General features: G+C 37.6%; 21 protein-coding genes and 3 pseudogenes. 13 read left to right on the forward strand and 11 right to left on the reverse strand.

What is annotated here, in order from left to right; translation table 11 throughout:
* The first annotated feature begins 89 nt into the window (after positions 1–89).
* A complete protein-coding gene (locus CA730_RS09565) occupies positions 90–695 on the forward strand; it encodes a Uma2 family endonuclease (protein ID WP_096666758.1) in 606 nt (201 codons plus the stop codon).
* 56 nt (positions 696–751) lie between these two features.
* Positions 752–1,015: pseudogene (locus CA730_RS09570) on the forward strand (Uma2 family endonuclease); the annotation flags it as partial.
* Positions 1,016–1,120: 105 nt separating this feature from the next.
* Here the strand turns inward: CA730_RS09570 and CA730_RS09575 are convergent.
* Entirely contained in the window at positions 1,121–1,399 is a 279-nt protein-coding gene (locus CA730_RS09575) for a hypothetical protein (RefSeq protein WP_096666761.1), read from the reverse strand.
* A 335-nt stretch (positions 1,400–1,734) separates the two neighbouring features.
* Here CA730_RS09575 and ppsA point away from each other — a divergent pair, with 335 nt between their 5' ends.
* The 3 genes from ppsA to rpsN all read left to right on the forward strand — a co-directional run bounded on the left by ppsA (position 1,735) and on the right by rpsN (position 7,525).
* Complete coding sequence (gene ppsA / locus CA730_RS09580) at positions 1,735–5,352, forward strand: phosphoenolpyruvate synthase (protein WP_096666764.1); 3,618 nt, start codon at positions 1,735–1,737, stop codon at positions 5,350–5,352.
* A 279-nt stretch (positions 5,353–5,631) separates the two neighbouring features.
* Positions 5,632–7,140: a pyruvate kinase gene (locus CA730_RS09585; protein WP_096666767.1), complete on the forward strand. Its 1,509-nt coding sequence runs from the start codon at positions 5,632–5,634 to the stop codon at positions 7,138–7,140.
* A gap of 82 nt (positions 7,141–7,222) precedes the next feature.
* A complete protein-coding gene (rpsN, locus tag CA730_RS09590) occupies positions 7,223–7,525 on the forward strand; it encodes a 30S ribosomal protein S14 (protein WP_027404105.1) in 303 nt (100 codons plus the stop codon).
* A gap of 190 nt (positions 7,526–7,715) precedes the next feature.
* Here the strand turns inward: rpsN and CA730_RS09595 are convergent, their stop codons facing one another.
* A complete protein-coding gene (locus CA730_RS09595) occupies positions 7,716–8,045 on the reverse strand; it encodes a hypothetical protein (RefSeq protein ID WP_096666770.1) in 330 nt (109 codons plus the stop codon).
* A 53-nt stretch (positions 8,046–8,098) separates the two neighbouring features.
* Here CA730_RS09595 and aat point away from each other — a divergent pair, with 53 nt between their 5' ends.
* The 3 genes from aat (at position 8,099) to CA730_RS09610 (ending at position 11,297) form a co-directional block, all read left to right on the forward strand.
* Positions 8,099–8,674, forward strand: a complete 576-nt coding sequence (gene aat, locus CA730_RS09600) for a leucyl/phenylalanyl-tRNA--protein transferase (RefSeq protein WP_096666774.1) — start codon at positions 8,099–8,101, stop codon at positions 8,672–8,674.
* A 178-nt stretch (positions 8,675–8,852) separates the two neighbouring features.
* Entirely contained in the window at positions 8,853–10,040 is a 1,188-nt protein-coding gene (locus CA730_RS09605) for a glycosyltransferase family 4 protein (protein ID WP_096666777.1), read from the forward strand.
* A gap of 210 nt (positions 10,041–10,250) precedes the next feature.
* A complete protein-coding gene (locus CA730_RS09610) occupies positions 10,251–11,297 on the forward strand; it encodes a cyanophycinase (protein WP_172891168.1) in 1,047 nt (348 codons plus the stop codon).
* A gap of 151 nt (positions 11,298–11,448) precedes the next feature.
* Here the strand turns inward: CA730_RS09610 and CA730_RS09615 are convergent, their stop codons facing one another.
* The 3 genes from CA730_RS09615 to CA730_RS09625 all read right to left on the reverse strand — a co-directional run bounded on the left by CA730_RS09615 (position 11,449) and on the right by CA730_RS09625 (position 14,151).
* Positions 11,449–12,447, reverse strand: coding sequence for a bifunctional riboflavin kinase/FAD synthetase (locus CA730_RS09615; protein WP_096666783.1), 999 nt, complete (start codon positions 12,445–12,447; stop codon positions 11,449–11,451).
* 146 nt (positions 12,448–12,593) lie between these two features.
* Positions 12,594–13,349, reverse strand: a complete 756-nt coding sequence (gene rsmG, locus CA730_RS09620) for a 16S rRNA (guanine(527)-N(7))-methyltransferase RsmG (protein WP_407919781.1) — start codon at positions 13,347–13,349, stop codon at positions 12,594–12,596.
* A 142-nt stretch (positions 13,350–13,491) separates the two neighbouring features.
* The gene (locus CA730_RS09625; protein ID WP_096666786.1) at positions 13,492–14,151 is read right to left on the reverse strand and encodes an ABC transporter ATP-binding protein; all 660 of its coding nucleotides are present in this window, start codon (positions 14,149–14,151) and stop codon (positions 13,492–13,494) included.
* A 216-nt stretch (positions 14,152–14,367) separates the two neighbouring features.
* Here CA730_RS09625 and CA730_RS09630 point away from each other — a divergent pair, with 216 nt between their 5' ends.
* The 4 genes from CA730_RS09630 (at position 14,368) to CA730_RS24270 (ending at position 16,572) form a co-directional block, all read left to right on the forward strand.
* Positions 14,368–15,309: a Sll0314/Alr1548 family TPR repeat-containing protein gene (locus CA730_RS09630; protein WP_096666788.1), complete on the forward strand. Its 942-nt coding sequence runs from the start codon at positions 14,368–14,370 to the stop codon at positions 15,307–15,309.
* A gap of 98 nt (positions 15,310–15,407) precedes the next feature.
* Positions 15,408–15,860 (forward strand): DUF3531 family protein, encoded by a 453-nt coding sequence (locus CA730_RS09635; protein WP_096666791.1) that lies wholly within the window; start codon positions 15,408–15,410, stop codon positions 15,858–15,860.
* An 8-nt stretch (positions 15,861–15,868) separates the two neighbouring features.
* Positions 15,869–16,300 (forward strand): NUDIX hydrolase, encoded by a 432-nt coding sequence (locus tag CA730_RS09640; RefSeq protein WP_053538962.1) that lies wholly within the window; start codon positions 15,869–15,871, stop codon positions 16,298–16,300.
* 116 nt (positions 16,301–16,416) lie between these two features.
* Positions 16,417–16,572 (forward strand): hypothetical protein, encoded by a 156-nt coding sequence (locus CA730_RS24270; RefSeq protein ID WP_157749946.1) that lies wholly within the window; start codon positions 16,417–16,419, stop codon positions 16,570–16,572.
* Between the two features lie 51 nt (positions 16,573–16,623).
* Here the strand turns inward: CA730_RS24270 and CA730_RS09645 are convergent, their stop codons facing one another.
* From CA730_RS09645 to CA730_RS09655, 4 genes and pseudogenes are all read right to left on the reverse strand, one after another.
* The gene (locus CA730_RS09645) at positions 16,624–16,896 is read right to left on the reverse strand and encodes a cupin domain-containing protein (protein ID WP_096666793.1); all 273 of its coding nucleotides are present in this window, start codon (positions 16,894–16,896) and stop codon (positions 16,624–16,626) included.
* Positions 16,897–16,905: 9 nt separating this feature from the next.
* Positions 16,906–17,244 carry a Mo-dependent nitrogenase C-terminal domain-containing protein gene (locus tag CA730_RS09650; protein ID WP_096666795.1) on the reverse strand — a complete coding sequence of 113 codons (339 nt, stop codon included), beginning with the start codon at positions 17,242–17,244 and terminating at the stop codon, positions 16,906–16,908.
* 120 nt (positions 17,245–17,364) lie between these two features.
* Positions 17,365–17,739 (reverse strand): hypothetical protein, encoded by a 375-nt coding sequence (locus tag CA730_RS24275; RefSeq protein WP_157749947.1) that lies wholly within the window; start codon positions 17,737–17,739, stop codon positions 17,365–17,367.
* 59 nt (positions 17,740–17,798) lie between these two features.
* Positions 17,799–17,957: pseudogene (locus CA730_RS09655) on the reverse strand (HAD family hydrolase); the annotation flags it as partial.
* Here CA730_RS09655 and CA730_RS25560 point away from each other — a divergent pair.
* A pseudogene (locus CA730_RS25560) lies at positions 17,958–18,140 on the forward strand (hypothetical protein); the annotation flags it as partial.
* 223 nt (positions 18,141–18,363) lie between these two features.
* Here the strand turns inward: CA730_RS25560 and CA730_RS09660 are convergent.
* Both CA730_RS09660 and devC read right to left on the reverse strand, forming a co-directional pair.
* The gene (locus CA730_RS09660; RefSeq protein WP_096671414.1) at positions 18,364–19,080 is read right to left on the reverse strand and encodes a DevA family ABC transporter ATP-binding protein; all 717 of its coding nucleotides are present in this window, start codon (positions 19,078–19,080) and stop codon (positions 18,364–18,366) included.
* Positions 19,081–19,208: 128 nt separating this feature from the next.
* Positions 19,209–20,363 carry an ABC transporter permease DevC gene (devC, locus tag CA730_RS09665; RefSeq protein ID WP_039203688.1) on the reverse strand — a complete coding sequence of 385 codons (1,155 nt, stop codon included), beginning with the start codon at positions 20,361–20,363 and terminating at the stop codon, positions 19,209–19,211.
* Positions 20,364–20,394: the final 31 nt, after the last annotated feature.

Consider the following 20,394-nt stretch of genomic DNA (forward strand, 5'->3'; position numbering starts at 1 on the left):
CCCCGACTTCTGCCATCAATTTATAATTTGTTTATAATAAAAAAGAAGTCGGGGATCTGAATCTTCATTCATTACCATCTTTAATTATTATGGTCACACAATTATCTGTAGCTTTAGAAATTTTACCAATGGTATTGCAAATGCAACCAAATATTATCATGACTGATGATAATTTTTATGATTTCTGTCAGCTAAATCGGGATTTTCGCATTGAACGTAATCAAACAGGAGATTTATTAATTATGTCCCCCACAGGTTCAGAAACAGAGGAACGCAATTTTGACTTAATTGTTCAGTTAGGTGTTTGGACAAAGCAAAATGGTACAGGAGTGGGATTTGGTTCTAGTGGTGGTTTTACCTTACCTAATGGTGCAGTGCGTTCTCCCGACGCAGCTTGGATAAACCGCACAAAATGGGAAGCAATACCAGTAGAACAAAGGAAAAAATTTGCTCCTATTTGTCCTGAGTTCATTATTGAATTGCGTTCAGAAACTGATAATTTAAAGATTCTGCAAGAAAAGATGCAAGAATATATAGATAATGGTACACAATTAGGATGGTTAATTGATAGAAAACAACAGAAAGTATTTATTTATCGTCCTGGTCAAGCTGTAGAAGAATTAGATAATCCCCAAACATTAACTGGTGAAGATTTATTACCCGGATTTGTTTTAGATTTAAGTCAGATTTGGTAATCAATAAATGTGGTCTAATCTTTTTGACAAAAAATAGAGCAAGAGTGTAATATTCAATGAATACCACAACTTTACCTCCTCACCTAACATTAAATATCAATTTAACAGATGAGCAATTTTTCCAACTCTGTCAAAATAACCGTGATTTGAGATTTGAACGCACAGCAGCAGGGGAATTAATAATTATGCCACCAACTGGTAGCGATACGGGAAATAGAAACTTCGATATTGCTGTGGAATTAGGAATTTGGAATAAACAAACAAAATTAGGTAAAGGTTTTGACTCTTCCACAGGTTTTAAACTACCAAATGGAAAAGAGAGTAAGAGTTTGAGAGATGGAATTTTCGACTTTCATACCCCAATTCACCAACGCCATAAATTGTATTCCAGCTTTAGCGAGAAAATTTTCACCACAAATTACAAATTAAAATTCTCTAGGAACGTTGGTGACAATCTCTCTATCCCAGTTTCCCTCTAATCTTGATTGGAAAGAATTTGGTTGAATCAAACCATGAGAACCGAGACAATGTTCTGGTAGGGCGATTTTTTTAGCTAATTTTGCTAAAATCGGTTTTGGGACTTCAGCAGTGTGACGTTGCATTAATACAGGCATTTCTTGCCAACAACTACGGCAAAACCAATAAGATTCAGCACCACGAATATGGTGTAAGAGTGAATCGGAACAACAAGGGCATTGAGGCATAATAGTTTTAAGTCCTTCTTTGTAAGCGGTTGGCTAAATGTAGTCATGTAATGAATTGAGATAAAATAAAACTTCTTATGTACATTCCTGAATTTTAACTCTCAAGGATGGGGGGATTGTGAGAATATTTGCAAGAACAATATATTACGTAATATTTCGCTATATTGCCTCTATATTTATTTACACTCTAAACTAGAGTAATCTTAAATGGATGAGACATCTGGTAGTAAATCCCGTCCCCTCCTCTATATCCTCGCAACATCTTTAAACTGTCCGTGCATAAACAGAATGGGTTCTGAATTAAATAACAGTAGCTATTTAAGGAATCTCAGAATATGTTGGAAATTAAACGCAACCAAGAAAATAGCCAAATTCATCAAGAAGCTTTAGTATTACCCTTTAATGCCGTAGGAATTGCAGATATTCCCTTAGTAGGTGGTAAAAATGCCTCTTTAGGGGAAATGATTCAAGAACTCAGTTCCCAAGGAGTGAAAGTTCCCACTGGATTTGCCACTACTGCTTATGCTTATAGATACTTTATTACTGCGGCTGGTTTAGAGGAAAAACTGAGGAAGATTTTTGCAGATTTAGATGTGGAAGATATGGATAATTTGCAGGAATGTGGGAAAAAAGCCAGATCATTGATGTTGGAAACCCCATTTCCGCTAGAATTACAAGGAGCGATCGCTCAATCCTATCAAAGTTTATGTCAAGAATACGGTATTAATACTGATGTGGCTGTTCGGTCTAGTGCCACAGCCGAAGACTTACCAGATGCTAGTTTTGCCGGACAGCAGGAAACCTACCTCAACGTACATGGCATCAAAGGTGTATTAGAATCTTGCCATAAGTGCTTTGCTTCTATCTTCACAGACAGGGCAATTTCCTACCGACAAATCAGAGGTTTTGATCATTTTGAAGTAGCTTTATCAGTTGGTGTCCAAAAAATGGTCCGGTCTGATTTAGCATCTTCTGGAGTCATGTTTTCCATAGACACCGAAACAGGTTTTCAAAATGCTGCTTTAATTACCGCTGCTTATGGTTTGGGTGAAAACATCGTGCAAGGTGCAGTTAACCCAGACGAATATTTAGTATTTAAACCAACTTTAAAGAAAGGATATAAACCCATTCTCCAAAAGCGGTTGGGAACAAAAGAAATTAAAATGGTTTATGATCTAGGCGGATCAAAATTAACCAAAAATATCTCCGTTCCTCAACTTGAACGTCATCAATTTGCCCTAAATGATCAAGAAATTCTCCAACTAGCTGAATGGACTTGTATTATTGAAGATCATTATTCCCAAGTCCGGGGAATGGCAACACCAATGGATATTGAATGGGCAAAAGATGGCATAACAGGTGAATTATTTATTGTCCAAGCTAGACCAGAAACAGTTCAATCGCAAAAATCAAAAACCGTCCTCAGAACTTATCAACTCCAAGAAAAAAGCAAAGTTTTATTAACAGGTCGCAGCGTTGGCGAAATGATAGGTCAAGGTAAAGCTAGAGTAATTCTAGATGTGCCGGAAATTCATCTCTTCCAAGCCGGAGAAGTGTTAGTTACTAATCGCACAGACCCCGACTGGGAACCGATTATGAAAAAAGCCAGTGCTATTGTCACTAACTCTGGGGGACGGACTTGTTTTGATGGAGAGACAAAAATTCTCACCAATCAAGGTTTTATGACCATTCAGCAAATTTATGAACAGGGATATCAAGGATTATCAACTTTAGCCCTCAACACCAACACCCATCAAATGGAATGGAAACCCATTACAGATGCCATGAAACGGACATCTAAAACAATTGGTGTGAGTGTATCTCAAACTGGGAAAGTTACAGATAATATCCTGCGATTAACTCCTGATCATAAAATGGTCAACCTGCGGAATGGTGAATATACCAAAACTGAGATTCAAGAAATGTTAGATACTCAGGAAATGGTGCTTGTATCTCAGAATATTCCCACATTAGGTGACAACAAAAATCAAGAAGCTGATTTAGCTTATCTGATTGGGGGAATCATCACAGACGGTTCAATTTACACTAGTCGAACTCATGGGGAAGTCCAGTTTATTCAAAAATGTTTACCAGAAAAACAAGCATTCATAGCTACTATGAATGACAAAATGAATGCTGTTTATGGTAAATCTTTTACTCCTTGTGAGAAAGCAGTATCTTCAGGTTATATCCGAGAAAAACAGGTAAAAGGACAAGCTACAGCTTATCGTGTTTATTCTAAAGCTATAGCTTACGACTTAAAACAAAAAGAACAACAGATTACTCAAATTCTCCTGGAAAACACTTCAGAAGTTTCTTATCACTTTTTAGGAGGTGTGATTGATGGTGATGGTTGCTATGCTAATAATCGCATTAACATCTATATCTCTGAGGAGAATCTACTACAAGCTGTGATTATTGCTTGTTTAAAAATCAATACTGTTCCTCAAGTTACTAAAAATCGTCATATCTACAATGTCCAAATTGTAGAAAAATTAGAGGAAATTTTAGAATATACCCAACGAGTTAAGGGAGAAGTTACTCCAAGAACTATTCAAACCCGGTTTTTTGCTACTAATCAACTATTTCCCAACAATGTTACCGGACAAATCAAACTTAGAAAAGATAAAAATTTATTGATCTCCGAGAAACAACTGCGGGAAATAAGCCAATTTGCAGACATTTTAAAAGGTGATTTCCGAATGCAACGAGTTGTTAAAGTTGCAGATACAGTAGACGTTGAAGTTTATAATATTACTGTTGCGGATCATCATAATTATCTGGTTTTTACGGATAAATATACTCCTGTAGTTGTTTGTAACTGTCATGCGGCAATTATTGCTAGAGAAATGGGTATTCCTGCTATTGTTGGTTGTGGAAATGCAACAGAAATATTACAAACAGGACAAGAGATTACTGTTAGCTGTGCAGAAGGGGAAACCGGTCAAGTTTACTCAGGTTTATTAAACTTTGAAATTCAAGAATTACCATTAGATAACTTGCCTCGAACCCGCACTAAAATTATGATGAATGTGGGTAATCCTGAAGAAGCTTTAGGTTTGACCGCAATTCCTAATGATGGTGTTGGTTTAGCCAGAATGGAATTTATCATTGCTAACCATATTAAAGCCCATCCTTTAGCATTATTACATTTTGATGAACTAGAAGACGAACTTGCCAAATATAAAATTAGCGAATTAACGGCACAATATGAAGATAAAGCCGAATTCTTTATTGCTAAATTAGCGCAAGGTATAGGCACAATTGCCGCAGCATTTTATCCCAAACCGGTAATTGTGCGTTTGTCTGATTTCAAAAGTAATGAATATGCAAACCTTTTAGGTGGTAGACAATTTGAACCCAAAGAAGAAAATCCCATGCTTGGTTGGCGTGGTGCTTCCCGTTATTATGATCCTCGTTATCGTGAAGGTTTTGCATTAGAATGTCAGGCAATGAAACGGGTACGAGAAGAAATGGGTTTAACCAATATGATTCTCATGATTCCCTTTTGTCGCACTCCCGAAGAAGGAAAACAGGTATTAGCAGAAATGGCAAAAAATGGCTTAGTTAAAGGTGAAAATGGCTTGGAAGTTTACGTTATGTGCGAGTTACCAAGTAACGTTTTATTAGCTGATGAATTTAGCCAAGTCTTTGATGGATTCTCCATTGGTTCTAATGATTTAACCCAATTAACATTAGGATTAGATCGAGATTCTGAGTTAGTGGCACATTTATTTGATGAACGCAACGAAGCTGTTAAAAGAATAATAGAAAAAGCCATAACGACTGTTAAACAAAATGGTCGCAAAATTGGTATTTGTGGGCAAGCACCCAGCGATTATCCAGAATTTGCTCGTTTCTTAGTTGAACAAGGCATAGATTCTATTAGTCTCAACCCTGATTCTGTGATTAAGACAATGTTAGAAATTGCGAAAGCGGAAAAAGGGGAATAAGTAATAGGTGAATCGAAAATCTGCGCTTTCTGTGTCTGAAGTGGGTTGAAAATAATTTATCTAACCACAGAGGACACAGAGGAGGGAGGTTAGGAGGGAATTTTTTAACATTTTTATTTTCTTTGAAAGGGTTAGTTAACAGTAGGTAAAAAGTGAATTTAAATATCCGTTATAGTCCAATACAATTCAGTCAATAATTTTTTCTTCTCTCTGTTACCTCTGTGCCTCTGTGGTTAGATAAAAAAAGATTTTTAAATTAGTGGAGTTGAATTTATTAATATGCGGTCTACTAATATAGACTTGGACTTATCTGATCCTTGTATTTTGCTTACCACATTACAAGAACTTCGTCAATCTGTTGATGAGGAAGGCAGGGAAATATTTCAAAGATGGAAAAAGCAAATTCACCGACAATCTTTTATTAATAGTAGTCTCAATCTTGCCTATTATTTGGCACTAAGAAGACACGATTTACGCGAACTGCAAGCGGCTTTAATGCCTTGGGGTTTGTCCTCATTGGGGAGGATAGAAGCTAAGGTTTTACCGACTTTAGATGCGGTGATTGCCACATTACAGGCAGTTTGTGGCACAGATAAGGATTCTATGAATATACATCCACCTTTGGACGCATTTTTTGAAGGCGATCGCTTACTTAAACAAAATACCGAAGATTTATTTGGCAAAACTCTCAATAAGCGTCGAGTTAGAATCATGGTAACTTTACCAAATGAAGCCGCTACTAATTATGAATTCCTGCGAGATATAATTCGACAAGGAACAAACTGTGTGAGAATTAATTGCGCCCATGATACCTCTGTTGAATGGTTAGCAATGATTAATCATGTTAAACAAGCAGAATTAGAATTAGGATCTTCTTGTAAAGTTCTCATGGATTTGAGTGGTCCCAAAACCAGAATTAAATTTGCCATTGTCCCCAGTCCCAAACAGCGAATATTTAAAGGAGAATCTCTCCTCCTTACCTGTGATTTACCCACAATTATTGATTCTGAATATTTCCAAGTTATTTGCACAATTCCCGAAGTCTTAACAGAACTGAAAATCGGTACATTAGTTTGGATTGATGATGGGCGCATTGGTGCTTATGTCGAGTCAATTACATCCGAGGGAGTGTGGTTGAAAATCACCCATGCCCGTCTCAAAGGTGAGAAAATATTACCAGAAAAAGGCATTAATTTTCCTGACACTGACTTACATTTGAGTCCTTTAACAACAAAAGATCAACAAGATTTAGATTTTATTGCCAGCCATGCTAATCAAGTTGATATTATCGGTTATTCCTATGTGCAAACACCAGCAGATATTCAACTTTTGCAACAAGAATTAGCGACAAGATTACCAGAAAATTCTCCCATACCTGCCATAGTTGCGAAAATAGAAACCCCTTTAGCAGTGAGTAATTTGCCAGAATTAATTATTCAAGCCGCCGGCAAACAACCCTTTGGAATTATGATTGCCAGAGGAGATTTAGCCCTGGAAATTGGTTATCAACGGCTGGCGGAAATTCAAGAGGAAATACTATGGTTATGTGAAGCTGCCCATATCCCCGTAATTTGGGCAACTCAAGTCTTAGAAAATCTTGTTAAACACGGAATGCCGTCACGGGCAGAAATTACTGATGCTGCCATGTCAGAACGGGCAGAATGTGTAATGCTCAATAAGGGTGATTATATTATTGAAGCCGTAGGTATTTTAGATGATGTCCTCACGAGAATGCAAGCCCATCAAGTCAAAAAAACACCCCAGCTACGTGCTTTACATTCTTGGTAACTATCTTTATTGCCAATTTCTCTATAATTGTCAATCAGGGTGTAGAATGGGGAATGCTGTCTTTCATTAGATTAGGGAATTCATGGCGAAAAAAAGTATGATTGAGCGCGAGAAGAAACGCGCTAAAATGGTAGCTAAGTATGCTGAAAAGCGAGAAGCACTATTAGAAGAGTTCAGAACAGCAGAATCTCCGTTGCTGAAGTTAGAAGTTCACCGTAAAATTCAACAATTACCCCGTAACAGTGCGCCTACCCGTAAGCACAACCGTTGCTGGTTAACCGGTCGTCCTAGAGGCGTTTACCGTGATTTCGGCTTGTCTCGGAACGTACTCCGGGAATGGGCTCACGAAGGTCTTTTACCTGGTGTTGTTAAGTCTAGCTGGTAGAGTTAGTTGTCAATGGTCAGTTGTCAGTTGTCAGTTGTCAATGGTCATTTACTTTGAACCAATGACTGATGACCAAGATACGGTAGATTGCAGGTAAATCAATGAAAAAATTTAAGCCAAAAATCAAGTATCAAAATAGTTTTACTCCTGACTCCTGACTCCTGACTCCTGACTCCTGACTCCTCCCGGATTATTGCCCACAACAATAATCAATTCCCAGGCTATCTAAGAGTAGATCGCTAACGGCGTTGGCGATCGCAAACTCTCCAAAAAAACTTTTAGAAAAATCAAATGATTGCATCTCTGTCACAATGGCAATTACCAGAGAACCTAAATCATTTTCTCCCTCCATGCGTTGTCTCACAAAAATCTGTGATGCCCGCTGGGCAATATTTTGATTAATTGCTTCAGGAATAAACTCTTCATCAAGCCAATGCAACAGGTTTTGTTGTAACCATTCTCCTTCTTGCTGGGGATTTTCCGAAGGGGGTAAGGTAATGGATGGAATTACTGAAGTCATTTTTGTATATTTTATATAGAATTTGTTCGCTAGGGTAATCTTAGAAGAAGATAATGGAATATGATGTTGCTGCTATTGTTCGGGGTTATGCTCAAGGTTATTTTCTCATGTCTGATGAAAGTAATAACCTGGGATGGTATGGAAGTAATGAACGAACTCTCATTCCTTTAGATGAACGCTTTCGCTATCCTAAATCATTACAGCGCGTCATTAACCAAGAAAGGTTTACAGTCGCCATTAACCGGGACTTTTTGGGCGTGGTTGCCGGCTGTGCTAACCGCGACACAACTTGGATTTCTCCAGAACTAGTCAAGATTTATGAGTTACTTTACCAAAATGGTTACGCTTATAGTTTTGAAACTTGGTTAGGTGATAAATTAGCTGGGGGAATATTAGGAATTGTAATTGGTGGTGCTTTTATTGGTGAATCCATGTTTTTCAACATTTCCGAAGGTTCTAAGGTAGCAATGGTGAAGTTAGTGGCAAGATTGCGTCAACGGAAATTTAGAATATTTGACGCACAAATGATGAATCCTCATTTAGCTAGATTTGGCGCTTATCATATTAGTAGTGAAGAATATGCAGTTTTACTTAAACAAGCTGTATCAAGTTCTTGCAACTTAATTTAAGGAGTCAGCAGGTAGGGGCGCAGTCCCCGCGCCCAGTCAGGAGTCACCGAGTCATGCAATATGGTTTAGTCTGATGAATATCTAGTAAAAATGCTCATCTTAGTAGCCAAAGTTATTTTTTTTGAGATAATTATAGTTTTTAAACTTTTGAGATTTTTGTCAATCATCGGGGAGTCAAATGAAGATATTAGTGCTGAGTTGGGAATTTCCACCGAGGATAGTTGGCGGAATTGCTCGTCACGTTGCTGAGTTGTACCCGGAACTAATCAAGCTAGGTCATGATATCCACCTAATCACGCCAGAATTCGGTCCAGCATCCTTGTATGAGGTAGTTGAAGGAATTCATATCCATCGTGTCCCAGTGCCTGCTAGTAACGATTTTTTCCACTGGGTGGTGAACTTAAATGAGAGCATGGGAGAACATGGCGGTAAGTTGTTGCTAGAAAAAGGTCCATTTGATCTGATTCATGCCCATGATTGGTTAGTTGGAGATGCAGCGATCGCTCTCAAGCATACCTTTAAAATTCCCCTCATTGCCACAATTCACGCCACCGAACATGGACGCTATAACGGCATTCATAATGATACCCAACGCTATATTCATGATAAAGAATATGCACTAGCTCACAATGCTTGGCGAGTCATTGTTTGTAGTGAATATATGCGTCAGCAAATGATCCAAACACTGCATATTAGTAATGATAAAATTGACGTAATTTATAATGGTATCCGCCCAGAAAAGAAAATACATCATCAAGATTTTCATGCTCAGGATTTTCGGCGACAATTTGCCGCAGATTATGAAAAAATTGTTTATTATCTTGGTCGCATGACCTATGAAAAAGGCATACCCGTATTACTCAATGCTGCCCCCAAGGTACTATGGGAAATGAAAGGTAATGTTAAATTTGTCATCGTCGGTGGCGGTAATACTGACCATCTTAAACGTCAAGCTTGGGATTTAGGAATTTGGCACAAGTGTTACTTCACTGGTTTCCTGACTGATGAATACTTGGATAAATTTCAAACCATTGCCGACTGTGCAGTTTTTCCCAGTCTTTATGAACCCTTTGGTATAGTTGCCTTAGAAAGTTTTGCCTCTCGCGTACCAGTCATAGTTTCCGATACTGGTGGTTTACCGGAAGTAGTTCAACACGGAAAAACGGGAATTACCACTTGGGTAAATAACTCCGACTCTGTAGCTTGGGGAATATTAGAAGTTTTGAAAAATCCAGATTATTGTCAATGGTTGGTAAATAACGCTTATGCAGATTTAGACAAGAGATTTAGCTGGACAAAATTAGGTAAGCAAACAGAAATGGTTTATAAAAGAGTAGTGCAAGAAGGAGCAGAAATTGCTTGGTAAGTAATAGGACAGAATTAATTACACAACTGATTTTTCTGTTCCCTTGCCATAACGACAATTTTTAACGCCAACCCACTTAACGAGAATCAAAGATAAGATTACGCTGATAATTTGCCATAAAAAAACACTACAAACCCTGTACGCTAGGAATTTAGCCCCGGACAATGCGAAAGTTAGAAATGATTGCTGTTTGCTTGACAAGATTTGAATATGACAAAGGCATTCCTAAATACATCCAAGCGTTTGCAGAATGCAAAAAACAGCTTATTGAAGATGGTAAATCGCATTCTAGATCGTTTAACAGCTAAGTTAAAACGGTTCTTTGAGGATATCATCGCCGATAGTCAGACTCCCACCTCTAAACCAGCTTATAAACTCCCTAAATTAGCTGGTCCTGTTCATAACTTAGGTGGAGGTGGGACTGATGTTGATGACGCTATCCAATGGATGATTAATCAAGTCAGGGGCGGTAGTTACAGCGACAATAAAGTTAATGTTTTAGTCATTCGGGCTGCTGGTAATGATGATTACAATCAGTTAATTTATCGCATGAGAGGTGTCAAGTATGTAGAAACTCTGATCATTCGTAATCGTCAAGAAGCGAACAGAACCGATATTTTTGATAAAGTCAGAAATGCTGGCGTAATTTTCTTTGCAGGTGGTGATCAATGTGAATATATTCGCCACTGGAAAAACACTAAGTTAGAAGTTGCTATTAAGTCAGTTTACGATAAAGGCGGTGCGATTGGGGGTACAAGTGCCGGGGCGATGATTCAAAGTGAATATGTTTATGATTCTTGTGCTTGTGAAGATAGTATTGAAACTCATGAAGCCCTTGATGATCCTTACGGGAATATTACCTTTACCTATAATTTTTTCCAGTGGAAATATTTGCGGGGAACTATCATTGATACCCACTTTGATGAACGCAAAAGAATGGGAAGAATTATGGTTTTTATTGCCCGACAAATTCAAGATGGTGTATCTTCAAAAGCGTTGGGGATAGCAATTAGTGAACAAACATCTTTACTAGTTGATAAATATGGTATTGCTAAAGTTGTGGGTAAAGGTTCAGCATATTTTGTCTTAGGAGATCATCTCCCAGAAATTTGTGAAAAGGGTACTCCTCTCACCTATCACGACTACAAAATCTGGCGAGTGCCTAGAGGTGACACTTTCGACTTAAATAAATTACCGTCACGGGGTTATTATCTCAGAAGTGTGAAGCGGGGAAGGTTTGATTCAGATCCTTATTAATTGACACTCTCAGCGGCTAAGTCCGTTGAGAGTGTCAATTTCTTCCTTTGCGACTTTGCGCCTTTGGTCTTTTGCGTGAGACTTTAAAATTTGGTTTATTTACCTAAAAATCACTGTACTGTTTAGATTACCATTGAAAATTCCCCCAATATTAAGAATTAAAAAATCCTTGAGCTGCTGTACAATCAAGTTGAATTTGATTTTTCAGTGCTTCTACGGAAGTAAATTTCTGTTCGGGGCGCAAAAATTTGACTAGTTGTACCAGCAAATTTTTTCCATACAAATCACCAGACCAATCTAATAAATGTACTTCTACACGAGTATCTATACCATTGACTGTGGGACGGTTGCCGATATTCATGACTCCAAATTGCTGAATGGGTGATTTGTCTGGAGTTTCGTTAGGGAGAATTGCCTCAATAGCGTAAACTCCATGACGGGGTAAAAATTTGTCTTTTGGTAGTTGAATGTTAGCGGTAGGAAAGCCGATAGTTCTCCCTAATTTTTCACCTGTTACTACTTCACCTGTGAGGCTGTAAGGTCTGCCCAAAAGCCGATTTGCTTTGGAAATATCACCTACTTCCAAACTTTCGCGGATTAATGAGGTACTGATGCGAGCATCATCTGTTGCTGGCAAAATATCTGTATCAGTTTTTATAGGAACTATTGTTACGGGTATGTTGTATTTCGCTGCGAGCGCTTGCAAGTCTTGAGCAGTACCCATGCGCTTTTTGCCAAAACAAAAGTCTTGTCCCACGCTAATTTGTTGACATTGCAGTTGTTGAACCAGGATTTTATCTACAAATTCTTCGGGAGAAAGGGCAGATAGTTCTCTATCGAAGGGTAATAATACCAGTTGCTCTACCCCAAGCGATCGCAATTGTGCAACTTTTTCATCTAGTGGTGTTAACAAATCACGGGGAAGTCCTGTAAAAAACTCTTGGGGATGGGGATCAAATGTAACAACGGTTGAGTAGGGGCGGACTGAATTCTCCTCACTCCATGCTGACTGCAATACTGGCTGAATCACTTTTTGATGACCAAGATGAACACCATCAAATTTGCCAAGAGCAACAGCAGTTGGTGTCAGCAGTTCTTCTGTTGCAGAAGCAACTCGTACAGAACACCCATTTTGAGACAAATTTAACACTTGGATTTTGGGATTTTAGGTTTGTTTTCGCTATCAGCGTTTAGCTACTGTTGAACCTTTGGTTCAGCCATTTATAACGATGTTGATGCTCTCGCGCTGTTAGATATCTAATCACCAATCTAATCTAAAATCGAGAAATCCGTTGATTAAATTGGTTTTTGGTTAGGTATACCAACCCCACGGGGAAAACTAATTGGTGTGCTGGATACTTTTCGCAAATAAAGACAATGACGAATACTATTACTCAAGGGAGTGGAAAATTCCTCGATTAATTCAATGACTCCACCTAATTGCTCAACAGCAGCTTCTAAACTTTCATTTTCTGCTTGAGTCCAAGTACCGCGATAAATTACCGCCAAACCGCCTTTTCTCACCAAAGGTAAGGAATATTCCGCACAAGCAAAAACATTACTCACAGCCCGGATTACAGCCAGATCATACTGTTGTCGGTGTTGAATTTGTTGACCAATTTCTTCCACTCTACCCAGTAAAGTTTTAGCATTATTCAGAGTAAGCGCTGATAAAACTGTCTCGATAAAAGTAATTTTCTTACCCGTAGAATCTAAAAGTGTAACTTGAGAATTAGGAAAAATCAGAGAAATAGGAATACCAGGAAAACCCGCACCTGTACCAATATCAATTATCCGCTTACCCTTTTCAATCCCAGGAATAAATACTTGTTTAGGTGCAATTCCCCGTAAAGAATCCCAAAGATGTTTTTCCCAAAATTCGTCAGGTTCAGTAATGCGAGTTAAATTAAGTTGACGATTTCCAGCAATAATTAATTGATAAAGCTTTTGAAATTGCTGTGCTTGATCAGTTGTTGGTTGCCAATTCAGAGTTTTTTGCCATATTTCCGCCATTTCTGGCAAATTAGCTATTGGTAAAGATTCTAAACCCATTGGTGAAAATTAATTTTTTTAAGTTATCTTTAGTGAAAAATCCAGTCTTATCCCAATTTTATGTGAGGCTGCACAAAATCATAAAATCCATTAATTTATCCGCGTTTATCTGCGGTTAAAAATTATGAAAATTAATTTAGAATTAAGCAGATTTTACCTCTTCTCCCTGACTCTTGACTCCTGATGTTAAAACCCCATGATCTAATGTCCAACAATAATCAGCTATTGGTAACATATCACCTGCATCATGTGTTACAACTAACAGTGTCCAATCTTTTTTCAATTTGGCTAGTAAATTTATCAGTTGACGACGCATTGACCAGTCCAAACCCGCTGTAGGCTCATCTAATAATAATAAATTGGGTTGACGAATTAATTGTACCGCTAAAGCCAAACGTCGCTGTTGTCCACCACTTAAAGCATGAGGTGATGCAGATAAGGATAAATGATCTAATCCAACTTCTGTTAATGCTTGTTTAACCTGTTCCGTTCCCAGTTCAGGATGTCCTAAGCGTAATTCTTCTAAAATTGTCCCTCCGCAGAAATGGCGTTCTGGAAATTGAAATACTAAACCTGCTAATTGTTGTAACTGTTCGGCTATGAGTCCCTGTTCTCTCCAGAAAACTCCACCAGCAGTAGGAGCAGCCAATCCAGATAAAATCTCTAATAAGGTGCTTTTACCCGAACCGCTAGGACCAATTATTAAACCTAGTTTCTGGGGTGGTAATTCTAAATTTATCGCTTGGAGAATGGCTTTTGGGCAGGCTGTGGGATGATAAGTTAGATTTCTAAGATAGAGCATTTGTGTAAATTACCAAGTTATACTCAAAACGGCTTGATTGTTTGATTCTAAACCCCTACACATCTGAGTTCTTTGTCATTTGGCAAAAGTTTAAATCTCACCCGTGTTTAGTATATGAAAATTTTTGGCGGAAATAGACTAATTTATAATTCACTATTTTGGCATTTTAGGTAATAGATACAACAATTTCAACCGTAATTATTCAGAAAGGCTATCATGTTTAAACAGTTTTTAATTCCTCAATTAAGGATATTTTGGCGATCGCCTACTTTTTTTAAGGTGACTGTGGCTACTTCCATCCTTTTCAATATGTTGGTAAATCCCTCCTTTGCGGGTGATCCCTTTCGCAGTCGAGAACCGCGTAAAATTGGCGATCGCACAGAAGCCGCTTTTAATGCTATTTTTCAACAAGGAAATTATCCCACAGCCAAAGATGCTTTACAAAAAGCTGCCTCCAGCGAACCCAATGAACCTTTGATTTACGCCATTCAGGCTTCTTTAGCATATCAAAATCAAGATAGCGCTAGTTTAGAAAAATACAGCAGCAAAACCCTAGAAACTGGACAAAATCTAATCGCCAGTGATCCATTACGTGGTAACTTATATACTGCGGTTGGTCATTTTTTGACAGGGGCGGTAATTTTGAATCGGGAAGGAACTGTAAATGGTGTACCTCAAGCTTTAAGTCGGTTGAGAAAAGTCTATACATATCTTGACAAAGCCGAAGAGATTTCTGCCAATGATCCAGAGTTAAACTTAATTCGCGGCTATATGGATTTAATGTTAGCTGTGAATTTACCCTTTACTAGTCCAGATCAAGTAATTGAAAGATTGGAAAAAAATGCTGCTCCTAATTATTTAGTAAATAGAGGTATTGCTTTAGCCTATCGAGATTTAAAACAATACTCCCAAGCTTCAGATTATGTCAACCGCGCTTTAAAAACAACTGCTGACAACCCGGAAATTCACTATCTCAAAGCCCAAATTCTCCATGAAAAGGGGAAGGCGGAAAAAAGCCAGAATTTAATTAAGGAAGCAATAACTTATTTTGACAAAGCATTAGCCAAAAAATCCCAACTTCCTGCTAATTTAGTCAAACAAATTGAACATGAACGCAATCAGGCTGTTAGTATTCAAAGAATAGGCAAGAGGGAATAGGCAAGAGGCAAGAGGAATAATTACCAATTACCAATTACCAATTACCAATTACCAATTACCAATTACCAATTACCAATTACCAATTACCAATTACAAAAATGCAAGTTCAATTCCGCGAGTTTAATCCTTTTGATGTTTGGATTTGGTTTAAGTTCAGCAATGTTCCCTCCCAACGGGAAAAACAATATGTAGAAGAAGTATTCAATTCCTGGTTTTATCTAGGTAAATTAGGGGGATTTAATGCGGAAAATCTACAAATCCAAGACGCAGGATTTGATATCAGCTACATGGACTATGATGCAAAAGGCTATGATAAGAGCTTAATGGCTTTGATGCACAACATGGGTGAATTTGAATACGAAGGAGAATGGGGGCGTTGTTGGTTTGATTTAGGTACAAGTGATGCGATCGCCTTAGATATTCTCATCAACACCCTCACTCAACTAACTGAAGAATACGTCACTATCGAAGAACTATACATTGGTGGCGAAAATCCAGATTGGTCTATAGAAGATAGTGAAAGTCGTCCCTCTTCCATTTACGATAATTAATTGTAGTTATGAATAAAGAAGGTCAAATCCGGGTAATTGTTTTAGCATTAATTCGAGATGGTAATAGAATATTTGTTTCTGAAGGATTCGATTCTACAAAACAATCGACATTCTATCGAGCTTTAGGTGGTGGCGTAGAATTTGGCGAAACTAGCCGCATAGCCTTAGCTAGAGAGTTTCAAGAAGAAATTCAAGCCGAATTAACAAATATTCGCTATTTAACTTGTATTGAAAACTTATTTACCTTTGACGGTAGACAAGGACATGAAATCATTCAACTCTATGAATGTGACTTTGCTGATTCCAAGTTTTATCAAATCGAAAGTTTAACTTTTGCAGAAACACCAGAACGTCAACATCGCGCATTGTGGGTAGATATTTCTCGGTTCAAATCTGGTGAATTACGATTAGTTCCCGAAGTATTTTTTGATTATTTGTAAACCTAGATCCCCGACTTCTTTGTTATATCTTGTTAATAAATAATCAATCAATTGAGTTGAGAAGTCGGGGATCTGATTGCTATATTAAAAATAAAGGTAAATATAGGAAGTTAATTATGACTATACAATTAGCAAAAGTTTATCGCTACTCTAGCGAAAATGGTTATAGCGACATTCAAAAACTAAGTCGAGGAGAAAAAATGTCAATTCAAGCATTCCCCGAAATTAATTTAGTTGTAGATGATATTTTGGGATCCTTAGCCAACCTCTAAATAATATCCAATCCACATCTTCAGATATTAGTTATTGAGATTGCAGAAATATTAATCAAAGCAATAATGTTTTTTTACGTCGCTGGTAATTTCCCATGTACACGACATCCCAGCGGGAAAAGTTACTAAGTCTCCCTTACCCATTTGTACCGCTTGTCCTCCATCAGGAGTGACAACAACATTACCTTCTAAAAAGTAGCAAGTTTCTTGATCATCGTAAGTCCAGGAAAATTTAGATATTTCCTTTTCCCAAATTGGCCAGTTGAATACATCTAACTCATTAAGATGTGCAAGATTTGGTTGATGTACGACTTTAATTTCCATTAGTTGTATTTAACAATAAGATTGGATGTCTTCTCCACACTTATCTACTAAATAACATAATGCACGAAAACGCAAGCCGACAAACTGTTCATACAGGGGGTTAAATTTGCATAAAGGTGGAATATGGGCAATTTTTCGACCAAAAACCACGATATCACGCTCAAAAGGACATTGGGCAGGAATTAATCTAGCAATTAATCTAGCAACTCGACGATTATCAATTTCAATTTCGTCGAACCATTGACGGATGTTTTGCAGTAAATCAAACTTGTTTTTAACTGAATGGTTTTCTGTGATAGGGTTGACAAAACTAGAGAGAATCATCGGTTGACTATTTGTTTTTAGCATGATTGTGTGTCCTATGTAGATGAGATTGAGAGAATTTTGCCAATGTGGCAAGTACAACAAATTATCTGGGAAATTTTCACTGAACTTGAAGAACGGTAAAGTAGTTGAACTAATTTTTATTTAAACTGGCTTTGTGTGGAATAACTGTTCAGTTGAATACAAAATAACAAAGAAAATATAAAAATAGTATAGTCTTAGCTTATAGATTTCTGATATTGAATATAGTATTTTTATATATAATATCTCTATGAATGGTGGGAAAACAGCACAGTAATTCCAGGGAGAATTGCTGGAAACACTGATGTATCTAGCTTTCTCCTTTAACTGAACTGCATAATCATTAGGAGATGATGACATTAATTTTAGGTGATGGCAGATCGAGAAAAAAGTCGTGAAGGTTACTTTCTCGGAGGGAACAGGGAATTTTCTTCTTCTTTCTTCTTTCTTCTTTCTTCTTTCTTCTTTCTCCTGATAGCGCAGCGTGGCGTTAGCCATACTCCTGATAGCGGAGCGTGGCGTTAGCCATACTCCTGACTCCTGACTCCTGACTCCTCCTAACCCTGACAGTTTTGTAAAATATAACTACACAACTCGCAAAAACCATCTCCTTCGGCTGCTGTAGTCACATAAGTAGGTTGATGTTGTAGCTGATTTTCATAATTGCGTATATTTGCCACACCTACGGAAATAGGAAAATAACGCTGGTTAAATAAACATACCTTAGTCCCAGGGATGATGACGATACTTGGCAACCTACTATTAAAGGTCAGATTGTTTATATACACTGGGATCAAAAGGCTAAACCGACTCCGTTGCTGGTATTGGAACAGTCAAATGAGGGGGTAAATGTGACATTTAGAACTAGCCGTCAAACTCCTATGACGAAACAACAGTAGTGAGTAGGGTAACATCCTGTAGATGCTATACCAGGAGTCAGGAGTTAAGAGTCTCTTACCGTATGGCTTTTATTGTAAATTCTGTATCTCATTCAAGTGCATACTACTATATTCAGAAATAATCACCACTTTCAATTACTAACAAATATCAAAAAATTCAAAACTGAGAAAAACTTTTGACTGGCAATACATAATATGCATTTAAGAAGACGGATCACCCAAATTACGAGTTATGCCCAGAAGTAATATTTTGAGCATCACGAGTGAGAAGACCATCTTCCATTTCTACAATGCGATCAGCAATATCTAAGATCCGGTTGTCGTGAGTTACTAATAAGATAGCAGTTCCCTGTTCTTTAGCCAGACGCTGCATAATTTCTACTACATCACGTCCTGATTGTTTATCTAATGCGGCTGTTGGTTCATCGGCTAAGACTAGGGGAGGATGATTGACTAAGGCGCGAGCGATCGCTATTCTTTGTTTTTGTCCACCAGATAAATTATCTGGATAGTAGTTAACCCGTTCTTGTAAACCTACAGATGCCAGCATCTCCTCTGACTGGGAAATAGCCGTTGATTGGGAAATACTATTATTTAATTCCACAGCCATTTGCACATTTTGTCGAGCCGTTAAAAAACCCAATAAATTATGAGCTTGGAAAATATAACCAATCTTACGTCTCATGTGTACCAGTTTGTTTTGACTAGCACCACACAATTCATTACCTAAAAATTTTAAACTTCCCTCTTGTACCGACCTTAACCCACCAATCAAACTTAATAAAGTCGTTTTCCCTGAACCAGATGGTCCAGTCATAATCACAATTTCTCCGGCATATATTTCCAAGCTGATATCAAATAGAATCTGTTTTCTCAACGATCCTTTACCGTAGTAGTGATTGATATTTTTAATAGATATTACAGGTTCTTTGTTGATCATAATAAAAGGAGTTCGGAGTTCGGAGTTCGGAGTTCGGAGTTCGGAGAAAGAAGGAAAAATAAATATTGTTTTTTCCAATGACCAATGACCAATGACCAATGACCAATGACCAATGACCAATAACTAATCTAAAAAATATCCGCTGGATCAGCAGAGCTTAATTTCCGAATAGCAATCATCCCCGAAATAAAACACATTAAAATAGTTAACATGATTACCATAATGGCGCGATTATAACTCATAAATATAGGCAAAAGTGTAGCATCCCTAGCAACATTATAAAGAACCAGAGCGCAGCCAAATCCAGGTAAGTAACCAACAACTGCTAATAAAAAAGCCTCTTGAAGAATCACAGTTAGTAAATAATTTTGAGTGTAGCCTATAGCTTTGAGCGTAGCATATTCAGATAAATGATCATTGACTTCTGTATACAAAATTTGATAAACAATTACAGTTCCCACAATAAAACCCATAATTGTTCCTAATGTAAAAATAAAGCCAATAGCCGTACTACTTGCCCAATAATTTCTTTCAAATTCAATAAATTCTTCCTTAGTTAAAACATTAATATCTGTAGGTAGATAACTCCGCAATTCCTGAGCTACTACTATGGGATCTGCACCAGGTTTTAACTTAATAATACCAATATCAATTAATCCCCGTTGACGGTTATTAAAAATCCGTAAAAAGTTAACATCACTGGTAATTAAATTTCCATCTGCACCAAAAGACGCTCCTAATGTAAATAATCCACCGACCTGAACTTTTCTTCTGCGAACTTCTGCTGTGACAACTTTTCCGGCATTAAAACTATCAGCAATCGGACCATACTCTACCCGAGAAGAACGGTCATATAAAACCACATCAGGCAGTTTGAGTTTATTTAAATTTTCCTCGACTCCGGGTAAATCAAAAAGATTAACTTCTGGATTCATGCCAAAAATTAAGATACTGCGAGGACGACCTGTAACAGGATTTCTCCAGCTTGTATAGTCTAAATATATAGGATGTACCGATTGAACTGTGGGCAAATCTAACGCCTTATATAAACGCCGTTGGGAAAAGGTTTTCATCGCCAAAACAGCATTAGATTGACTGTTAATTAAAACTACATCGCCAACTAGACTACTGTGCATTCTGACATTACTGTAATAGAGTGCATCGCGGAAACCTAGCTGCATGAACATTAAAATATCAGCAAAGGCAATACCTGACAAAGCTACGGCTAGGCGAGTTTTTTCTCTTGTCAGTTGTAGCCAAGATAAAGGTATTTTTACTGCCATTTTCTAAATCTTTTGATCTGGATACTAATTA

Source organism: Dolichospermum compactum NIES-806 (assembly GCF_002368115.1).
Taxonomy (GTDB): domain Bacteria; phylum Cyanobacteriota; class Cyanobacteriia; order Cyanobacteriales; family Nostocaceae; genus Dolichospermum; species Dolichospermum compactum.

Bases quoted from the DNA above. Each gene is read 5' to 3' on its own strand.
- CA730_RS09610 (WP_172891168.1), top strand. From the start codon at position 10,251: ATGACAAAGGCATTCCTAAATACATCCAAGCGTTTGCAGAATGCAAAA.
- CA730_RS09585 (WP_096666767.1), top strand. From the start codon at position 5,632: ATGCGGTCTACTAATATAGACTTGGACTTATCTGATCCTTGTATTTTG.
- CA730_RS09625 (WP_096666786.1), bottom strand. From the start codon at position 14,151: ATGCTCTATCTTAGAAATCTAACTTATCATCCCACAGCCTGCCCAAAA.
- ppsA (WP_096666764.1), top strand. From the start codon at position 1,735: ATGTTGGAAATTAAACGCAACCAAGAAAATAGCCAAATTCATCAAGAA.
- rpsN (WP_027404105.1), top strand. From the start codon at position 7,223: ATGGCGAAAAAAAGTATGATTGAGCGCGAGAAGAAACGCGCTAAAATG.
- devC (WP_039203688.1), bottom strand. From the start codon at position 20,363: ATGGCAGTAAAAATACCTTTATCTTGGCTACAACTGACAAGAGAAAAA.
- CA730_RS09605 (WP_096666777.1), top strand. From the start codon at position 8,853: ATGAAGATATTAGTGCTGAGTTGGGAATTTCCACCGAGGATAGTTGGC.
- CA730_RS24270 (WP_157749946.1), top strand. From the start codon at position 16,417: ATGACTATACAATTAGCAAAAGTTTATCGCTACTCTAGCGAAAATGGT.
- CA730_RS09575 (WP_096666761.1), bottom strand. From the start codon at position 1,399: ATGCCTCAATGCCCTTGTTGTTCCGATTCACTCTTACACCATATTCGT.
- CA730_RS09650 (WP_096666795.1), bottom strand. From the start codon at position 17,244: ATGCTAAAAACAAATAGTCAACCGATGATTCTCTCTAGTTTTGTCAAC.
- CA730_RS09645 (WP_096666793.1), bottom strand. From the start codon at position 16,896: ATGGAAATTAAAGTCGTACATCAACCAAATCTTGCACATCTTAATGAG.
- CA730_RS09595 (WP_096666770.1), bottom strand. From the start codon at position 8,045: ATGACTTCAGTAATTCCATCCATTACCTTACCCCCTTCGGAAAATCCC.
- aat (WP_096666774.1), top strand. From the start codon at position 8,099: ATGGAATATGATGTTGCTGCTATTGTTCGGGGTTATGCTCAAGGTTAT.
- CA730_RS09640 (WP_053538962.1), top strand. From the start codon at position 15,869: ATGAATAAAGAAGGTCAAATCCGGGTAATTGTTTTAGCATTAATTCGA.
- CA730_RS09660 (WP_096671414.1), bottom strand. From the start codon at position 19,080: ATGATCAACAAAGAACCTGTAATATCTATTAAAAATATCAATCACTAC.
- CA730_RS09630 (WP_096666788.1), top strand. From the start codon at position 14,368: ATGTTTAAACAGTTTTTAATTCCTCAATTAAGGATATTTTGGCGATCG.
- CA730_RS09565 (WP_096666758.1), top strand. From the start codon at position 90: ATGGTCACACAATTATCTGTAGCTTTAGAAATTTTACCAATGGTATTG.
- CA730_RS24275 (WP_157749947.1), bottom strand. From the start codon at position 17,739: ATGGCTAACGCCACGCTGCGCTATCAGGAGAAAGAAGAAAGAAGAAAG.
- rsmG (WP_407919781.1), bottom strand. From the start codon at position 13,349: ATGGGTTTAGAATCTTTACCAATAGCTAATTTGCCAGAAATGGCGGAA.
- CA730_RS09635 (WP_096666791.1), top strand. From the start codon at position 15,408: ATGCAAGTTCAATTCCGCGAGTTTAATCCTTTTGATGTTTGGATTTGG.